An 18306-nucleotide genomic window follows, 5' to 3' on the forward strand; every position below is an offset into this window, starting at 1 on the left:
AAAAACTATCACAACATTCGATGCTTTTCTCGATTTTGGCGAAAAACGTCGAATGTTGTGATGGTTTGAGGCGAGGTGAGGGGCACGGAGGGGTCAAAGCATCGTACTTTGCAGGGCGCACGTCCGTATTCAATTAGAAATGAACGCGAGCGTGACTTTTTCGCCCTGCTGCCAATACAAACCTTGACTCTACAATCGTTGTAGGGTTTTCACTACACTGGTACGTAAACGACCCAAGCCAGAAAGTGCCCCGCCCATGGAACACGACCTCACACGCGGCAATGTCCTCAAGACCATCGCGGTCTTTGCCCTGCCCTATATGCTCTCGTACTTTTTTCAGATGCTCTACGGCATGGCCGATCTGTACATGATGGGGCAGTTTAGCGGCGCTGCCGGCATCACCGCCGTGGGCAACGGCGCACAGACGCTCTATATCATTACCGTGACACTCGTTGGTCTGGCCATGGGAACGACGGTCATCGTCGGCCACGCCGTGGGCTCGCGCCGCTTCGATCGCGCCGAGACCGCCATCGGCAATACCATCACGCTCTTTATGGGTGTCTCGGTGGTACTGGCCGCTGTCCTGCTCGCGCTTTGCCCGCAGATCGTGGCGCTCATTGGCACTCCCGCCGAAGCCGTCGAAGGCACTGCCGCCTACCTGCGTATCTGCTTTATCGGCATTCCCTTTATCGCCGCGTACAACATTCTTTCGGCCATCTTTCGCGGGCTAGGCGATTCGCGCTCGCCCATGTACGTAATTGGCGTGGCATGCATCATCAACATCGCGCTCGATTTTCTGTTTATCGGCCACATGGGGCTCGGCCCCGTGGGCGCGGCGCTCGGCACGGTGACCGCGCAGACAGCCAGCGTTGCCCTCGCGCTCGTGTGGCTCAAGAGCCGTCGCACAAACATCCACGTTAAGCGCAGCGACCTGCGCCCCCAGCCCGAGGTGCTCGGCAGCATTCTTAAAATCGGCGTGCCCGTGGCTGTGCAGGACGGCTGCATCCAGGTGGCGTTTATGTTTATCACCGTCATCGCCAACCACCGCGGCCTGGTCGACGCCGCCGCCGTGGGCCTGGTCGAAAAGATGATCAGCTTTTTATTCATTGTGCCGAGTTCCATGGGTGCCACCGTCAGCGCGCTCACGGCGCAAAACGCCGGCGCGGGCAAGGGCGACCGCGCGCGTCAGGTACTCAAGGACGCCATGACGATCTCGGTGGTGTACGGCTGCCTGATCACGGTGCTGATGTGGCTGGTGGCGCCGACGTTTATTGGCTTTTTTGCCAAGGACCCCGCGGTGGTCGCGGCCGGTACCGGCTATATGCACAGTTATATTTTCGATGCAATCTTTGCCGGCATCCACATTTGCTTTAGCGGCTTTTTCGCTGCATACGGCAAGAGCTACATCGGCTTTGCGCACAACGTGCTGGCTGTGGCACTCATTCGCGTGCCGGGCGCGTGGCTGCTGTCGAACGCCTATTCCGACACGCTATTTCCCATGGGTATCGCCTCGCCGTGCGGCTCGATTCTGTCGGCGGTCATCTGTGTAGTGGCATTTACCGTACTCAACCGGCGCGGGGCTTTTGACAGGTTGGTGGCGTAGCGGGGCAACGCGAGATTGCCCTGATCGATGACATCATCAGCGACGACCCGGCAACCTACGTGACGCAGATCACGGTGCCGGTTGCCCCAGCAAAGTAAGAACCGCCCGGAAGGCATCGTGCTTCCGGGCGGTTCTTCAATTTGGTTATCGACGCCTTAAGCCTCCGGCACCTGACCAGTCGCCAGGATCTGCTCGAGGGCGTCCTCGTCCAGCACGGGTACGCCCAGCTGCTCGGCTTTGGTGAGCTTGGAGCCCGCTTTGGGGCCGGCAACCAGATAGCTCGTCTTCTTGGACACGCTGCCCGAGACCTTGGCGCCGAGCACCTTGAGCGCCGCGCCTGCCTCGTCGCGGGTGCGGTTGACGAGCGTGCCGGTGAGCACGAAGGTCAGACCCGCGAGCGGTTGTGCATCGGCGAGCTCGCCCGCCACGCCCGCGTCGGCTGCGGCTTGTGCATGCGCGGCGCCCAAGTCGACCTCGAGCGACAGACCCGCCTGGCGCAAACGCTCCAGCACGGCAAGGTTTTCGGGCACGGCCAGGAACTGCTTGACGCTCGCCGCAATCTTGGGACCGATGCCCTCGCACTCGGCGATGTCCTCTTCACTCGCCAAGATGAGCTTATCAATCGACAGGAATCGCTCGGCGATGACCTCGCCCACGCTCTTGCCCACGTGGCGGATGCCCAGGGCAAACAGCACGCGACCGAGCGGCTGGCTCTTGGACTTGTTGAGCTCGGCGATGATTTTCTCGGCCGTCTTGAGGCCCACCGGGATGGGGTCGCCCTTCTTGACGCCCTTTTTGCTGTTGGAGCTAGCGTACACGCGCCCTGTGTCCAGGCCTGCGATGTCGTCGACCGTGAGCTGGTAGAAGTCCGCGACATCGTGGATCAGGCCGGCAGCGATCATCTTGTCGACGATCTCGTCGCCCAGGCCGTCGACGTCCATGCAGCCGCGGCTTACCCAGTGAAGCAGGCGCTCCTTGAGCTGTGCGGGACAGTCGATGGACACGCAGCGGTAGGCAACCTCGCCATCCTCGTGGACCACGGGGCTACCGCACACGGGGCAGACCTCGGGCATGTGCCAGTCGACCGAATCGGCCGGGCGTTTATCGAGCACCGGACCTACGACCTCGGGAATCACGTCGCCCGCCTTGTGCACGATGATAGTGTCGCCCTCGCGCACGTTTTTGCGACGGATCTCGTCGATGTTGTGCAGCGTGGCGCGCGCGATGGTGGAGCCGGCAACCGTCACCGGGTCGAACTCGGCGACCGGTGTGAGCACACCGGTGCGGCCCACCTGGATGCGAATCTCGCGCAGGACGGTCTGCTTTTCCTCGGGCGGGAACTTAAAGGCGATGGCCCAGCGCGGTGCGCGGGCGGTAAAGCCCAGGTCGAGCTGCTGCTGGAAGCTGTCGACCTTTACGACCACGCCGTCGATGTCGTAGTCCAGGTCACCGCGGTGTTCGAGCGCCTGGGCACAGAACTCGTGGACCTCGGCGGGTGTGGCACAGCGAGCCACGTTAGGGTTGACGCTAAAGCCGGCGCTACGCAGCCAATCGAGGAACTCGCGCTGGCTGTGGACGTGCAGCGGATCGGTATCGGCGATGGCATAGATAAAGGTAGCGAGATCGCGGCGCGCCGTGACCTTGGGGTCCTTTTGGCGCAGGCTGCCGGCGGCAGCGTTGCGCGGGTTGGCGAAGGGGTCGCGCCCCTCGGCATCGGCCTCGTCGTTCAGGCGCACAAAGCTGCCCTTGGGCATATAGACCTCGCCACGGACCTCGATGGTGCGCTCGCGGTCGGCGCCCATGTGGGCGAGCGCCGGCTCGGACAGGTGCATGGGCACATCCTTGATGGTACGGACGTTGAGCGACACGTCCTCGCCCGTGGTGCCATCGCCGCGTGTGGCTGCGCGTACGAAGGTGCCGTTTTGGTAGGTAAGCGCCACGCCCAGGCCGTCGATCTTAAGCTCGCAGGTATAGGTGACGCTGCCGGCACCGAGCGCATCCTCGGTGCGCTGGAGCCACGCGTCGAGTTCGTCCAGATCCATGGCATCGTCCATGGAATACATGCGCGCCATATGCGTGACCGGCGTAAACTGCTCGCTCACGTACCCGCCCACGCGCTGGGTATAGCTGTCGGGCGTCACCAGGTCGGGGTAGGTGGCCTCAATTTCCTGCAGCTCAACGAGCATCTTGTCAAAGGCGGCGTCCGTGATCTCGGGCGCATCGAGCATGTAGTAGCGATAGGCGTGGTAATCGAGCTCGTGGCGCAGCTCGGCCGCACGCGCTGCCGCCTGGGCACGGGCATCGGCCGGTACGGCGGTATCCGTGCTCGCGGGCGTTTCGGTATCGATGTCCACGCCGTCACCAAACAGGCTCGATTGCTCCATAGCGGCACTCCTTCGCTCGATTTCAAACGGATACTAGAGTACCACCGGTCGCAATGAGGCCGAATAGCGGTCTCGAACCGCACCGAATCGGCAGCCGCCAGACTGGGGTGGATCGCGCGATCAAACCATGCCCCTGTCAGTTCCAAATGATCCGTTTTCCTCCGTCCCCAACGGATCAATAAGAAAAAAGGGCTGTCCCACGTTGATGGGACAGCCCCCCCTGGCCTCGATATGTGCGAAACGGCTCGCTAGTAACCCTGACCGTAGCCTTGACCCTGGCCCTGCTGGCCCAGCAGCTCCTCCAGGTACTGGCGCAGCTGTTCGTCGGTAATACCGCCGTTGCCGGTGTCGGTCGCGCTGTCGTCCTGCTGCTGGTTCTGCAGCTCCTCGTCGGAGCCCAGCTCGACGGTAACCTTCTTCTCTTCCTTGCCGCGCATGAGCGTGATCTCGACCTTCTCGCCCACCTCGTGGCTGCGCAGCGCGATGATCAGGCCATCGGCGCTCGAAATCTCATCGTCGCCCAGCTTGGTAATGACATCGCCCTCTTGGATGCCGGCCTTGGCGGCAGGACCGTCCTCGACGACGCTTGCCACGTACGCGCCGCTATCGGTGCTCAGCTTGTTAGTGCGAGCATTGAGCGCGTTGACGCTCGAAAGCGTGGCGCCCAGGTACGGATGAACCGGCGTCTTGCCGTCGATGATCTGGTCGGCAATGTTCTTGGCATAGTTAACGGGAATGGCAAAGCCCACGCCCGAGCTGGAGCCCGAGTAGCTCTCGATGAGCGAGTTGATACCCACCAGCTCACCGTTGTCGTTAACGAGCGCGCCGCCGGAGTTGCCCGGGTTGATGGCGGCATCGGTCTGGATCATGTTGGCATAGATGGTGTTACCGTTGGTAGAGCTCATGGCCGTGGAGCGATACAGCGCCGACACGATACCCGTGGAGACAGACTGCTCGTTGCCGAACGGCGAGCCGATCGCCATGACCCACTCGCCCACGTTGAGCTTGGAAGAGTCGCCGATCTCGATCGGCGTGAGCTTAGAGGCGTCAGCATCCTTGAGCTTGATGACGGCTAGGTCGCTCGAAGCATCGTTGCCCACGAACTCGGCCTCGTAGGTGGTGCCGTCGTCCATGGTCACCACGTACTGATCATAGCCATCGACCACGTGGTTGTTGGTGAGGATGTGGCCCTCGGTATCGAGCACAACGCCCGAACCGACGCTGCCCGAGCCGTCCGACTCGTCGGCAGACTGCGAAAGCGAGCCATTCTGGCCGCCGCTCGAAGTGGCGGTAATGGAAACCACGGAGGGCAGCGCCTTGGCAGAGACGGCCTCGGCCAGCGTGGTGTCCTCGGAGTCGATCGTAATCTTTTGCGTCGATGAACCCGAAGCACCCGCCGTCACGGCATTCTTTCCGCTGCCAATGTTGAGCGTGCCACTCATAATGAGCGCAATGACCAGCAGGGCGCCGCATGCACAGCCGGCGAGCGCCGTAATAAAGATCGGCAGCTTTTTGGTCTTAGTCTTGACCACGGTGTGCTTGTTTACAACCTGCTGGCTGCCCAGCGGCTTTCCGGTCTGCGTGTCGTAGGCCTGCACGTAAGGAATGTTACTGCCATCGGCAGGCGTCGACTCCACCTGCACGCGCGGCTGCTGCTGGGTCTCGCCGGCGTTGCCCGCATCCTGGGGACGCTGGGAATCGTACTCGCTCATAGCTGCGATCCTTTCGTCAAATAACCAAAGGCCCGCCAAACATGTGGCGGGCCATCATTGTTCACGTTGAGTTGTACCCCAAGCTGGGCAGTCCCGAGCACTAGATGCCAAGATTTCAGCTTTGCTTAAGTAATGACATGCTTATAGGCCAATTCGTTTTATGCCGTCATGTCTATTCGATATAACAGTCGATAGCAAAGCTATATGTTGAATCGTTAATGAAGTCCGTAATCGTCGCGCCCATGCCTGATCCGCACGTCCACTTATCCTTCTCCGCGTCGTATGGCGTTGGCCCCCACCCCGTTTCATATGATGCTTCGCCTTCTGCGAAGTAGTTCATCACATATTTATCTTTCTGCATGAGCGCATACCAAGCGTTTGCATACATCACAAGCGGATCGATTTGGACTATCGAGTACTTTCCGGAACGAATCTCAATTTCTGTTTTATCGTTATAATAAGCGACTGTGAGCTCAATCTTGGCAAGCAGCGGCAACGTTTCATCTGATTCCCTCTGGATTGTTATGACATCACCGGCCATAGCGTCGGCAGACACAGTTTTGCTCTCTGGCGTGAAAATAGTCTCTCTGCTTCTTGTTCGCGTTTTTTCATTGCCATTTTCATCTCTGACCACCGTGTCGACCACGAGCGTCAATCGCTTCTGAGCGTCCGGCAACTCCACGGCTTCTGCCATCCCGGCTCGCATCAAAATAGGAGCCCCCGCCATCAGACCTAAGAACTGCTTTCTATCAATCATTCTTCATTCCCCTTGTCTACTTGATTTGACTTTCTCAGCTGAATGGGGATACAGAACAGTCCCGTCAAGTTCCTTATCTTCCACAAAAACTAGAATCCATTTATCACCTGCTTTCAACCCTGAGACATATCCGGAACTTGACTTACGGCGCATATCGATTCTCTTACGGCAACCACTTGGCATAAGCGCCTCAAATTGCCCGTTATGAACATCCGATAGAGCGCGCACCTCGACTGCAACAACCGTGTCGTTTTCTCCCCCATTAGTCGCCCTTAACAGAAAGAAGCTCGCTGCGGTGAGCAAAGCAAAGGAAAGCACCAATAGGAGCATTGCCCTTCGAATGAACTTGTCGCCGTTCACGAGTACAATCAACCCTTGCAATATGTGCCATCGTGAGACGTGTAAATTGATACGTCATATGGAAGAAACTGTAGCTGGTTTGTCCATCCATTCCAAACAACAAGCAGGTACTTCTTGGCATTCGAGTATGTGTTATGCATTGCCACGTAGCCCACAACTGCCATTGCGTGCCCGCTGCCATTTGACCGGAGCCTTCCAGAGAAAATACTCAGATTCCCCGAGTCGGTATTCACCCTAAAGGAATCCCATGACGGATACCAAACGAATGACGTCTCAAGCTCCTTGCCTCGTCTTGCACAAAACTCCTTTAAGGCCGGAGCGGGTTTATCAGGAGAAGTCTTGCCTTGAGTAAAGTACAGACCAGTCGCTTGATCATATTTCTTTTCTTCTTCTTCCCATGTCCCCGACAGCCTCCAAAGCTCCGAGTATAAATCGGACAATTTAAGGCGGTTCAAAGTCACATAGTGACTGCTAACTGCAAACATTGCCGAAACAGCGCAAGCATAAGTCCCCGTTTCTTTGATAACTTCTGTTTGCGTTGGCGTTATTATTCCCGAAACCGTTTTGCTCGCATCAACAACATATCCCTGTTTATACAAATCCTTGGCAGATACAAAAACGTCATCGAAATGTTCCGGCGATCCGCTGCGATTGCCTCCCGAGGACAATTTATTTGGTACTTTTTTTCCACTTGCGTCTAAAACAATGTTTTTATCTAAGTCGGCAACGCCAACAGTTAGCTCGTCAATCTTTAACGCAACGACGTTATCCGAGGATGCGAGGAGTGCAATTTCTTCGCTTGCACTCTCGATAGGTAAAAGAGCGTTCGGAGCCAAGCAGTATTCGCTGATCCACCAAGATCGCTCTGAATCAAATACGACATAGCCATAGTTAACGTCATCCCGCTTCGCACGAACGATATACCCGATTGATTCCCCATCGGAATTCACCATTTTTACTGGGTCACAAGCGGTCACCGGCTCATCCGATACATCATCAAAGAAAGCCTGCGCTTGCTCCACAGCTATTTGCGGTGTGACACGGACCAAGTCGTCGTCTCCAAAAACCAACCTTGGAGACATCAGGGCGGCAAGCAACACTATGAATCCGACAATCACCTTTCTCGAATAACGCATTTCTTCCTCCATCCGTGTAGTAGGGAGATACGGTAACTAAATGATATTCTCTAGATAGTGTTATACGTTTGATATTGTTTTTACTGACACACTTTTAATCGGTGAAAGGTCTTCTTTTCGCCCTAAACGAGAAAAGGGTACTGGAGAAATCTCCGGTACCCTCACATTGCCCTCTATTTACTTGCTAGTCCTTAAACAGATAGCCCACGCCGCGGACGGTGGTGATGTGCGCCGCGATCTGCGGGCCCACCTTGGAGCGGATGCGTCGGATATGCACGTCGACGGTGCGCGTACCGCCGCAGTACTCAAAGCCCCACACGCGGTGCAGCAGTACCTCGCGGCTGTAGGCGCGGTTGGGATGCGTCGCCAAAAAACTCAGCAGCGAGTACTCCATCAGCGTCAGGTCAATGGGCTCGCTATCGAGTGTCACCTGGTAGGTGGCCAGGTTGATCTCAAGGTTATCGATGTTGAGCACATCATCGGAGGCGACGGGCTCCTCCTCGCCCATCAGACGCTGTGCACGAGCCTTGAGCTCGTTGGGCGTCGCCGTGGGACATACAAAGTCGGCATGCGCATGATTCGGCAGGCGCAGGGTGCCGAGCGCCTCGTCGTCGACGATCACCAGCATGGGAACACCGCCGCGATCGTCGAGCCACTTGGCAATCTGATCGATGCGGTCGCTGCGGATGCCATCGGAATCGAGGATCAGCAGGTCAAAGTCGTGCGCCGCAGTTGGCGAATCGGGGGTGGCCAGACTCACCTCGACACCCAGGGTGGTCGTCAAGCTGCGGGCAAACTCGTGGAAGCGCGTCGTGCGCGCCATGAACAGGGCACTCTTTTCGGACATATCGGCCTCCAAAGAAATGAGCTCAATCGTACTGGGACAAGCCAGCGCGATTAGGAGTTCGCCAGGTAGTGCTTGATCTCCCATTCGGTGATCGTGGACTCAAACTTATGCCACTCGTCGCGCTTCTTTTTGAGGAAGAAGCTATGGATGTGCTCGCCGAGGGCATCCTTCATAAACTGCGAGTCCTCAAACACGTCGAGCGCCTCTTTGAGCGAGCGCGGCAGCGGCGCGTAACCGGCCTCGAGCATCTGACGGCCGGTGAGCTTGAGCGTCTCGGCCGTTGCCTCGGGCGGGAGCTCCAGCTTGCGCTCGATGCCGTCGAGACCAGCCGCCAGCGTGACGGCGTTGACCAGATACGGGTTAGCCATGGGATCGGGGCTGCGAAGCTCAATGCGTGTGGAAAGCTGCTTGCCGGGCTTGTAGACCGGGATGCGGATCATGCTTGCGCGGTTGCGCAGGCCCCACGTGGCGTACTGCGGCACGGAGTCGCCGCCCGTGGTGATGCGCTTGTACGAATTGACCGTGGGGTTGGTGATGGCGCTAATCTCGCGCGCGTGCGCCAAGATACCGGCCATATAGTGCTTGGCGACGTCGGAGAGATGGTACTTCTCGTCGCCCTCGCCCCAAAAGACGTTGTTGCCGTCATGGTCGAACAGCGACTGATGCAAAAACATGGCGCTGCCGTCCTCGCCCGCCAGCGGCTTGGGCATAAAGGAGGCGTGGCAGCCGCTCTCGTAAGCCTGCTGCTTAATGATGAGCTTGGCCGTGGTAATGGCGTCGGACATGCTCAGGGCCTCGGCGTGGCGCAGGCTCATGCCGTGCTGTGAGCGACCGGCGGCGTGGAAGGTGTACTCCACGGGCACGGACATCTTCTCGAGCGTGAGGACCGTGTTACGACGCAGGTCGCGAGCGGCATCGCTCACCGAAAGATCGAAGTAGCCCACGTTGTCGAGCGGCTCGGGCGTGTGCTCGTCGGGGAAGTAGTAATACTCCAGCTCAGCGCCCACGTTGAGCAGATAGCCAGCCTTCTCGGCCTTGCGGAACATGCGGCGCAGGGCATCGCGCGGGTCGCCGGCAAACGGCTTGCGATCGGGAGTGCACACGTCGCAGAACACGCGGGCGACGCCGTTGTGGCTCGGGCGCCACGGCAGAATCTGGAAGGTCGAGGCATCGGGGAACGCCAGCATATCGGCTTCCTCGGGCGTGGCAAAGCCCTCGATGGCCGAGCCGTCAAAGCCAATGCCCTCCTCAAATGCGACCTCGAGGTCCTCGGGGCTAATAGCAAAGTTTTTGAGGCGGCCGAGAATGTCGACAAACCACAGACGCACAAAGCGGATATCACGCTGCTCTACGGAGCGGAGTACGTAATCGATGTTCTGCTGGTTCATGTCGCTCCCCTTTCTTTCGGGCGGGTTTCGACTGGTCTATATCGCAGATACTATCGCAGAAAAATGTTTCCGCAGGGTTAAAGCGTATCAAGCGCTCAAAAAACGTGTGTGAACAGGCTGGTATGACAAGTGATTATCGCTCGGATTCGGAAACAATTTGCCTACACGCTCGTTCCAGCGCCGGAAACTCCATCGTCACCGCATCCCAAACAACCGATCGGTCGACATTGCCGTAATCATGCGCGAGGTAATTTCTCATGCCGATAATTCCACGCCACTCAATTTCGGGATGAAGCCGCTGCGAGCGTTCCGACAACTTGCCCGCTTCTTCCGTCACCCTAAGCGCGCACATCAAAAGGGAGTCCGCCAACGCCCTCGTCCGCACGTCATTCGCATGCAGAAACTGGTCCTCGGTGATATCAAAAGCCTTGATGCGCTCGTTCGTTTCAGCGATGGCCTCCAAGACCTCTTGGGCGCGGAGGCCGTCTGACTTACGCGCGATCATAAAGGATCACTCCTTCGCGCTCGATTACCGCGGCAAGATCGTCATCAAGATAATCGCTCGAGACAAGGTCCACCTGCCTTCCGGTTTCCTTGCGCACTGCCTCGCCAAACGCCGACAACGCAAAAAGACCAAAGCCCTGCTCGCGATCGACTTCGAGGCGCAAGTCGATATCACTATCTGCACGCGCCTCGCCACGGGCATACGATCCAAATAGGATCACGGTTTTGATGGCGGGAATCGGGCTGGCTGCCTCGCGGACGGCGGACTCAATCTGAGCGGTATCCAAAATGCCCGCTGCGGCGCTTTCGCTCGCAGAGCTTTTACCGAGTGAAGGCACAAACGGCAGCGAGCGCTCGCGCAACATCTGCCTCATGAACATATTGACCGCAACGGACGAAGTCATGCCGAGTTCTTCGCACAGCTCGGCAAATGAATCTTTAATTGACGAGTCCACTCGAACACTCAGCACAGACGCAGCCATGGATACCTCCTGTATGACATTGTCTATATAATATCACACAGACTAGCGCGAGGTCGAAGCGCGGTGTTCGATGTGACCGGGGATCTCGATGCGCTTGGGGGCGAGCTTTGCGGCGTCGCCCACCGTAGTGGTAACGACGTCGATGCGCTCGGACAGACGCTCGATTACGCGCTCGGCGATGGTGTGGGTGTCTTGCGCGGCCGTGGTCACACCGCCAAAGAGCACGTGGTTCCAGGGGTAATCGTCAAACGTTGCGATCTTAAGGCCCGCCGGCAGCGAGGGACCCAGCTGCGCCAGTGCCTCGGTCAGGCGCAGGAAGACCAGGCCGTTGACGGCAATGAGGCCGAGCTTTTTACCCGCATAGCCGCGGATGGTCTCGTCCAGGCGACTGACACCCTCGGCACCACCGTCCGCCAAGGTGACGACCTCGCCGGCCAGGCCGCGGCGCGAGAGCTCGTCGGCAAACGCCTCAGCGCGCTCACGACGCACGGGGCTGTCATCGCTTGCCTCGGTAAGCAGGCACAGACGCTCGCTGCCCGCAGCAGCCAAGGCGTCTACCAGGCCGGCGACCAGCTCACGGTTGTTAGATGTCACCAGATCGATGCCGCCATCGGCAACATCGCGGTCGAGCAGCACAACGGGTAGGCGTCCCGCTGCCGCGGCGATCGCCTCGTCATTGCCTCCGCAGGTGTTGACGACCAGGCCGTCCACGCCGGCATCGATAAGTCTGGTGAGCGACTCCGCTTCCTTGGCGGGGTCGTTGCCGCTAATGGCCGTCATGAGCGAGCAGCCGCGCGCGGCGGCGCTGGCGGAAAGCCCTTCGAGCATGGCGCTGGAGAACGGGTTGGCGATGTCGGCCAAGATTACGCCGATGAGGTTGGCGCGCGAGCTGCGCAGATTGCGTGCGGCGGCACGTGGGCGATAGCCGGTGCGCTCGATAACCGCCGCGATGCGGGCGCGGGTCTCCTCGGTCATCTGCCCGGGGCGGTTATTGAGATAGCGCGAGACCGTGGCCGGGCTCACGCCCGCCTCGGCGGCAATGTCCTTAATCCTCATCTGCGCCATAGCGCACCCCGTTTCCCAATTGTCAGCAATCTGAGCCATTTTAGGCATTTTTTAAAAATCTCGGTTGCAAAACGCTGTAGGTGAGCAGCATCGTTTTTGTGTCTCGAGCAGATGCGGCGATGGGCTAGATTGACGAGTCTTTCGACAGCTCAAAGTAGTCGGGATGCAAGGCGATAACCGGGCCCTGTTCCTCGGGCATCAGATGCAGGTGCGTCTCTGCCAGGTAGCTCGCCGCGTCGGTATCGCCCTTCTTAATGGCCTCGAGAATTCGGCGATGCTGCCGACGAATCGGCTCCCAATCCAGATCCTGCGACACCATACGCAACCAGTTGTATCGCTCAAAATGTGTGTTGACGCTCTTCATCCAATCCCACAACATGTGGCGGCCGGCAATCTCAAAACACGTCTCATGGAACAGGTTGTCCAGATCGAAAAAGCGACGCGTTTCGCTATGGTCGAGCGACTCGGACTCGGCAAGAATCCGCTCGAGCCGCTGCTTTTGCTCGGGCGTGACGGCAGAGCAGCATTTAATGAGCACGCTTCTCTCGAGTTTCTCGCGCAAGAAACAGGCGTTCTCGGCGCGCTCCATGCTGATTTTTGAGACATAGGTGCCGCTTTTGGGACGCGTTTCCACCAGCTCCTGCTCACGCAAGCGCACAAAAGACTCGCGAATGGGCGTGCGCCCGATTCCCGTCTCCTTTTCCAGACCAATCGCCGAAAGGCGCGTGCCGGGCTTGAGCTCGGCATAGATGATCTTGGAGCGCAATGCGTTGTATGCCTGATCTTGCAGGCTCTGATTATGCTGGTGTTGTTCCATAAAGCCCTCGGATGAAGCTCACGGTTTGTCGAATTTCACCACGTAATACTATCGCATCGACACGCCCCAGCTCCCAATCAGTCTTTTTGGGACGGGGCTCTTTTAGCTACCCTGGCCCGCAGATCGGCCCCCCTTGCCACAAAAGTGGCCCATCTATTACGTTAACACGGATAGCCTCGGCCATACCGAAAACCGTGAAAACAAAACCGCAGGTAGACAGCTTGTCGATTTTCGAAAAAACCGACTATGGTTGACCCCTGCGGCTTAAACGTAGTAGATAGGCCCTTTTCGTGGCGCAGCACTACTGCACCCCAAATTGGCACCCCGAGCCTGTTATAAGTTGCTGTGAAATACGGACGGTTGATAATCAAGGGTTGAAAATCAAGGCGCGCTATACGGCTTGCTATATCTCACTATACTTTGCTGTACGTCGCTGTACTTTGCTATAACTTGACAATAATCGGCCCATTACCATCCGGGATATAACGGACCCCAAGCCAACGCTGGCTTGGGGTCCGTCTTGTACCATGGCTCTTTTGGACTATGAGCGCTCGTATTTCGTGGCCCGCCCGGTTCCCTGCCTTACGATTGCATTCCGTTCAAGCAGAGATTCGAGTGCCGCCAACGTCCGCATGCGGCTCAGCCCCGTCTGTTTTTCAATCTCGCTTCGCGACATAATTCGCCCGCCCGACAAGGCCTTGAGAACCTGGACCTCTTCCTCGGACCCTTCAAAGGCATCGGTAACGGGCAATGTGACGGCCACCATGCCGCCGCGAACATCAAAAATTGGTTGATTGATCGAATCGCGATAGGCACGTCTAATGCGCGCAATTCCCGTACCAAATTTCTCGATGTAATCCAGCTTTAAGAAGGCCTCTGCAACGATGGGGTTTCTGAGCACGGATATCTGCCCATACAGGTATTGTTCCGTCGTCAAACCGGCGGGCAGCGATCCGGGGGAGGTCACAACGACGCGATCATCGTACAGGGCAATTTGAACGTTCGCTCGAACGTCCCACGTCCGATGCACTAAAGCGTTTGCAACAGCTTCGCGGAATGCCTCAAGAGGAATTCGATCGGTTTGGACGCGCTCCATCCCTTCGATACGCTCATAACGGTAGTAGCGTGCAAACATAGCCACCGCCCTGTCCGCCTGCTCAATTGCGGATACATTTGTCGCCGCCTCGCGATCCAAGATCACATCCTCGGTATCGCCAAAACGGACGCAGTCGATGCCTGGAAAATCATTCTTATCCGCTAAAATCGCCGCGGCATTGGTATAGCCATCCTTGCCGAGCAAGCGGAGCGTACGCAAGATATCCGACGTTAGCTCGGAAATGCCGAGGTGTTCAACACACTTATGCTCGAGCGTATGAAAGCTCAAGTCCTGGCGAGCCGACGTGAGCGCGTCGAACGTTACGTTGCTGCCTTCGAGCGTCAGCCTGCCATACTCAAACCGGTCGACCTCCACCGTTGCCGAATCGTTTCGCCTGTAGGCCTTTCCCTTGCTTCGATAGGGTTTGTCCTGTCCCTCATAAACCGTAAGGATTACGGTCCCGTGTTTCTCATCGGGCTCGAGCGTGTAACGGGGAGCGGGGTCCAAGCTGTCATTAATCATGTTCTCGATGCGGAGACACTCTGCGACCGGATCTGCAAGGCCGACAACCACGCCCTCGTCATCAACGCCAAACTCAATCTTGCCCGTCCCATAGTTTGCATAGGCGCTCACCGTTTTAAGAAACGTCGGCGTAACGCTTTCCTTGTATTCGACTGTAGGGCTCTCTCTAACAACCATATGCACAACCCCCTCGTTTCGTACCATTCATAACCGTATTATAAGACGAAAACCGTTTGCGTACTGATTTATATAAGACGCAAACTGTTTTCGTCTTGATTTGCGTACGGAATTAAGACGCATAATTTCGCTTTCGTATGGCTCAATACCGGACGCAGACTGTTTTCGTCTGTCAATACGTCTGAAATCCAAACGAAAAGAGCCCCGAGCTCGTATGAACTCGGGGCTCTTTGTGCCGCACATCTATGAGAGGAAAAATTCGATGCGTACGGGCGCTACCCCATGAAGCCGCCCTGGGATGGCGGCAACCTCGCCGTTACCCGTCTGATGGGTGTGCTCAAGGCATCCGTTCCCCTCTTTATCGACGTAACGGGCAAAAAAGTTCGTCGAGGAGACCATCCGCACGCACCACGGTGTGGCCGACGCCATTGAGACGCGCAACCCCACCGCCGCTCACGATGCGATGTATCTGCACCTGGTCTACAACCGCAATATGATTGCGGAAGGCACACAAACAAAAGGCATTTAAGGCTCGACAATAATCTTTCTTTGATAAAACGCAGGCAGCGAGCGCTTGCGTTTTATCAAATGGTGCAATGGGGTCAGGTTTACATGCATCAACTTAGCGCAAAGTAACCTGGCCCCCACGCAACAAAGGGTTAACTAGAGCTCACAGGCAACCTTGTAGCCATCGCCGATGGCGTCGCGAATGTTACCGCACTTGTTGGCATCGCCCAGCACGTGGGTGGCAACACCGGCTGCAGCCAGGTCGTCTGCCAGCTTGGTATTGGGACGATAGCCCATGGCAAGCACCAGCGTATCGGCACCGGTGATGGTGTGGACCTCGCCGTCCTTCTCGTAGCTGATAGCATCCTCGGTAATCTCGGTCACCTTGGCCTCAGTCAGCACGTGGACACCCTTGGAGAGCATGCGCGTGATGAGCACCGCGCGGCCGGCACCGCCCTCGTTGGCGGCGAGCGTCTTGGTCATCTCGATGACGGTGACATCGCGATTGGCCGGCGACAGGTCGTTGACCAACGGGGCCAGGTAATCGGCCGTCTCGCAGCCGACGGTGCCGCCGCCCACGATGACGATCTTCTTGCCCGGAAAAGCCTTGCCGCCCAACAGGTCGTCAGCCGTCATAACCTGCTTAAAGCCCTGCATGAAGGCCGGAGCGATGGGCTCGGCGCCATAAGCTAGGACGACCTCGTAGCCGGCGTAGTCACGCTGAATGTCCTCGGCAGTAAGCTCAGTGCCAAATACGCACGTGACGCCGGCCTCGGCCAGGCGACGGTACTGGTACTTGATCACACGAGTGAGCTCCTGCTTTGCCGGCGGAACGGCCGCGATGCGCATCTCGCCGCCCGGTTCGTCCTGCTTATCCACGAGCACCACGTTATGGCCGCGCTTGGCGGCAATGTAGGCCGCCTCCATGCCAGCGGGACCGGCGCCCACGACGAGCACGTTCTTGGCCTCGGCGGCAGGCTCGTAGCCGGCCTCGTCGCGCTCGACGTCCGGGTTGACGGTGCAGGAGATGCGCTTGCCAAACATGATGCCGTTCAGGCAGCGCAGGCAGCCGATGCAGGGACGGATCTCGTCGGCGTTGCCGGCAGCCGCCTTATTGCAGAACTCGGCATCGCACAGATTGGCGCGGCCCATCATGCAGATGTCGGCGGCGCCGTCCTCGATCAGCTCCTCGGCGATCCAGGCCTCGTTGATGCGGCCGACCGTGGCAACGGGAATGTTGACGTGCTTCTTAATCTCGCGCGAGCAGGCGGCATGCGAGGCCTGCTGCGTACCGGCGGCGGGAATTGCGGAGCCACGCTTGATGGTGGTGCCGCCCGACACATGAATCATGTCGACGCCGGCCTTCTCCAGGCGACGCGAGACGTAGATCATGTCGTTGAGGGTCAGGCCGCCATCGGTGTACTCGTCGCCCGAGATACGGACGTCGATAATGAAGTCCTTGCCGCAGCGCTCGCGAATCTCGGCGATGACCTCGAGCAGGAAGCGCATGCGGGCGTCGAGCGAGCCGCCGTACTCGTCGGTACGCTTGTTGTAGAGCGGAGTCAAAAAGCCGCCGAGCATACCGTGGGCGTGCGCCGCATGGACCTCGACGCCATCGACGCCGGCCTTCTGCATACGCACGGCAGCGTCGCCGAACTGATGCGTGAGCTCGTGGATCTCGTCAACCGTGATGGGACGCGGTGCCTCGCGGGCATAGGACGGGCCCACAAAGGACGGGGCGATCAGGCGCGGCGTGCCTGGAATGTTAAAGGCCATGTAGGCGGGGTGGAAGAGCTGCGGCATGATCTTGCAGCCGTACTCGTGGACGGCCGCGGCGAGCTTTTCCCAGCCGGGGATAAACGTGTCGTCGTAGCAGCACATGTCACCCGGCAGATAGGTATAGGTGGGCTCGACCGTCACGACCTCGGTGATGATGAGGCCCACGCCGCCCTTGGCGCGGGCGCGGTAATGATCGACCAAGTCGTCGGTCACATAGCCATGATCGGCCAGGTTGGTTGACACTGGCGGCATAAAGACGCGGTTCTTGACCTCGGTCGTACCGACCTTGATCGGGCTAAAGAGCATTGGATAGGCAGAAGACTCCATGCAGGCTTCCTTTCGTTTGAGCCGCTCGGCGGCAGTTACTAACGTACTTATCGTATCAGTATCCGCCGCATTCGCACTCGCTCGCACTCCCCACCTTCAATCCCGACCCTCACAAAAAAGTTGCGGTGGAATACGGAGTAGATGAGACTTTTGACAGCCAAAACAGTCCGTATTTCACCGCAACCGATGGGCGGGGTGGAATTGAGGGCTCAGATAGTCAGTCATGCCCTCATCCGCCACTCCCTCACTTACAGCGCGCCGTCCAGCATAAGGTTCACCTTGAGCACGTTAACCGTGGGCTCGCCGAACACGCCGAGGAAACGGCCCTTGGTGCACTGGGCGATGATCTCGCGCACCTCGTCTTCGCTCTTGCCCGTGGCCTTGGCAAGGCGCGGGACCTGGTACTCGGCGGCATCCGGAGAGATCTCCGGGTCGAGGCCGGACCCCGAACACGTCACCAGGTCGACGGGCACAGCGTCCATATCGGCATCGGAGTTGGCGGCGCGAATCTTCTTCACGCGCGCATCCACAAGCTGCCGATACTTCTCACTCGCCGGGGACAGGTTGGACGGGGCACCATACGCCATGAGCTCGCCGTCTTCGCCTTCGACAATTGACACGTTCTGGATACGACCCCACATGTGGGCTTCGTCATCGAAGTTCTGGCCGATGAGCTCGGAACCCACAACCTTGCCGTCGACCGTAATAAGCGATCCGTTCGCCTGGTACGGAAACGCAAGCTGCACGACGCCGGTCACCACGAGCGTGTATCCCAGGCCGCAGACGATGGTAAACAGCGCGAACACGCCAAGTGCGCGCGATGCGATACCTTTGAACATACAA

At 58.3% G+C, this 18306-nt stretch carries 15 protein-coding genes; 1 reads left to right on the forward strand and 14 read right to left on the reverse strand.

Annotated features, from left to right (window positions below; genetic code table 11):
* Positions 1-256: 256 nt before the first annotated feature.
* Complete coding sequence (locus DW037_RS05195; RefSeq protein ID WP_118372942.1) at positions 257-1603, forward strand: MATE family efflux transporter; 1347 nt, start codon at positions 257-259, stop codon at positions 1601-1603.
* A gap of 155 nt (positions 1604-1758) precedes the next feature.
* Here the strand turns inward: DW037_RS05195 and ligA are convergent, their stop codons facing one another.
* The 14 genes from ligA to kdpC all read right to left on the reverse strand — a co-directional run bounded on the left by ligA (position 1759) and on the right by kdpC (position 18302).
* A complete protein-coding gene (gene ligA, locus DW037_RS05200) occupies positions 1759-3987 on the reverse strand; it encodes an NAD-dependent DNA ligase LigA (RefSeq protein ID WP_117583357.1) in 2229 nt (742 codons plus the stop codon).
* A 248-nt stretch (positions 3988-4235) separates the two neighbouring features.
* Positions 4236-5699 (reverse strand): S1C family serine protease, encoded by a 1464-nt coding sequence (locus DW037_RS05205; protein WP_117628959.1) that lies wholly within the window; start codon positions 5697-5699, stop codon positions 4236-4238.
* 172 nt (positions 5700-5871) lie between these two features.
* Complete coding sequence (locus DW037_RS05210) at positions 5872-6456, reverse strand: hypothetical protein (RefSeq protein WP_117628960.1); 585 nt, start codon at positions 6454-6456, stop codon at positions 5872-5874.
* 3 nt (positions 6457-6459) lie between these two features.
* Positions 6460-6816 carry a hypothetical protein gene (locus DW037_RS05215; RefSeq protein ID WP_117648531.1) on the reverse strand — a complete coding sequence of 119 codons (357 nt, stop codon included), beginning with the start codon at positions 6814-6816 and terminating at the stop codon, positions 6460-6462.
* Positions 6817-6824: 8 nt separating this feature from the next.
* Positions 6825-7952, reverse strand: a complete 1128-nt coding sequence (locus tag DW037_RS05220; RefSeq protein ID WP_117583360.1) for a hypothetical protein — start codon at positions 7950-7952, stop codon at positions 6825-6827.
* 184 nt (positions 7953-8136) lie between these two features.
* Complete coding sequence (locus DW037_RS05225; protein WP_117583361.1) at positions 8137-8799, reverse strand: response regulator transcription factor; 663 nt, start codon at positions 8797-8799, stop codon at positions 8137-8139.
* 50 nt (positions 8800-8849) lie between these two features.
* Entirely contained in the window at positions 8850-10187 is a 1338-nt protein-coding gene (locus tag DW037_RS05230; protein ID WP_117583362.1) for a glutamine synthetase family protein, read from the reverse strand.
* 133 nt (positions 10188-10320) lie between these two features.
* On the reverse strand, positions 10321-10692 hold the full coding sequence (locus DW037_RS05235; RefSeq protein ID WP_117628961.1) for a DUF86 domain-containing protein: 372 nt from the start codon (positions 10690-10692) through the stop codon (positions 10321-10323).
* The gene (locus DW037_RS05240; RefSeq protein ID WP_117583364.1) at positions 10679-11173 is read right to left on the reverse strand and encodes a type II toxin-antitoxin system RelB/DinJ family antitoxin; all 495 of its coding nucleotides are present in this window, start codon (positions 11171-11173) and stop codon (positions 10679-10681) included. Before DW037_RS05240 ends, DW037_RS05235 begins: the two co-directional genes overlap by 14 nt.
* A 42-nt stretch (positions 11174-11215) precedes the next feature.
* A complete protein-coding gene (locus DW037_RS05245) occupies positions 11216-12238 on the reverse strand; it encodes a LacI family DNA-binding transcriptional regulator (RefSeq protein WP_158549297.1) in 1023 nt (340 codons plus the stop codon).
* A 124-nt stretch (positions 12239-12362) separates the two neighbouring features.
* Positions 12363-13055 carry a GntR family transcriptional regulator gene (locus DW037_RS05250; RefSeq protein WP_117583366.1) on the reverse strand — a complete coding sequence of 231 codons (693 nt, stop codon included), beginning with the start codon at positions 13053-13055 and terminating at the stop codon, positions 12363-12365.
* 541 nt (positions 13056-13596) lie between these two features.
* Entirely contained in the window at positions 13597-14850 is a 1254-nt protein-coding gene (locus DW037_RS05255; protein WP_117583367.1) for an ATP-binding protein, read from the reverse strand.
* Between the two features lie 663 nt (positions 14851-15513).
* Positions 15514-17463: an NAD(P)/FAD-dependent oxidoreductase gene (locus DW037_RS05260; protein WP_117583368.1), complete on the reverse strand. Its 1950-nt coding sequence runs from the start codon at positions 17461-17463 to the stop codon at positions 15514-15516.
* Positions 17464-17711: 248 nt separating this feature from the next.
* Positions 17712-18302 (reverse strand): potassium-transporting ATPase subunit KdpC, encoded by a 591-nt coding sequence (kdpC, locus tag DW037_RS05265; RefSeq protein WP_117583369.1) that lies wholly within the window; start codon positions 18300-18302, stop codon positions 17712-17714.
* Positions 18303-18306: the final 4 nt, after the last annotated feature.

The sequence above is a fragment of the Collinsella sp. AF39-11AT genome (assembly GCF_003474585.1).
Classification (GTDB): Bacteria; Actinomycetota; Coriobacteriia; order Coriobacteriales; family Coriobacteriaceae; genus Collinsella.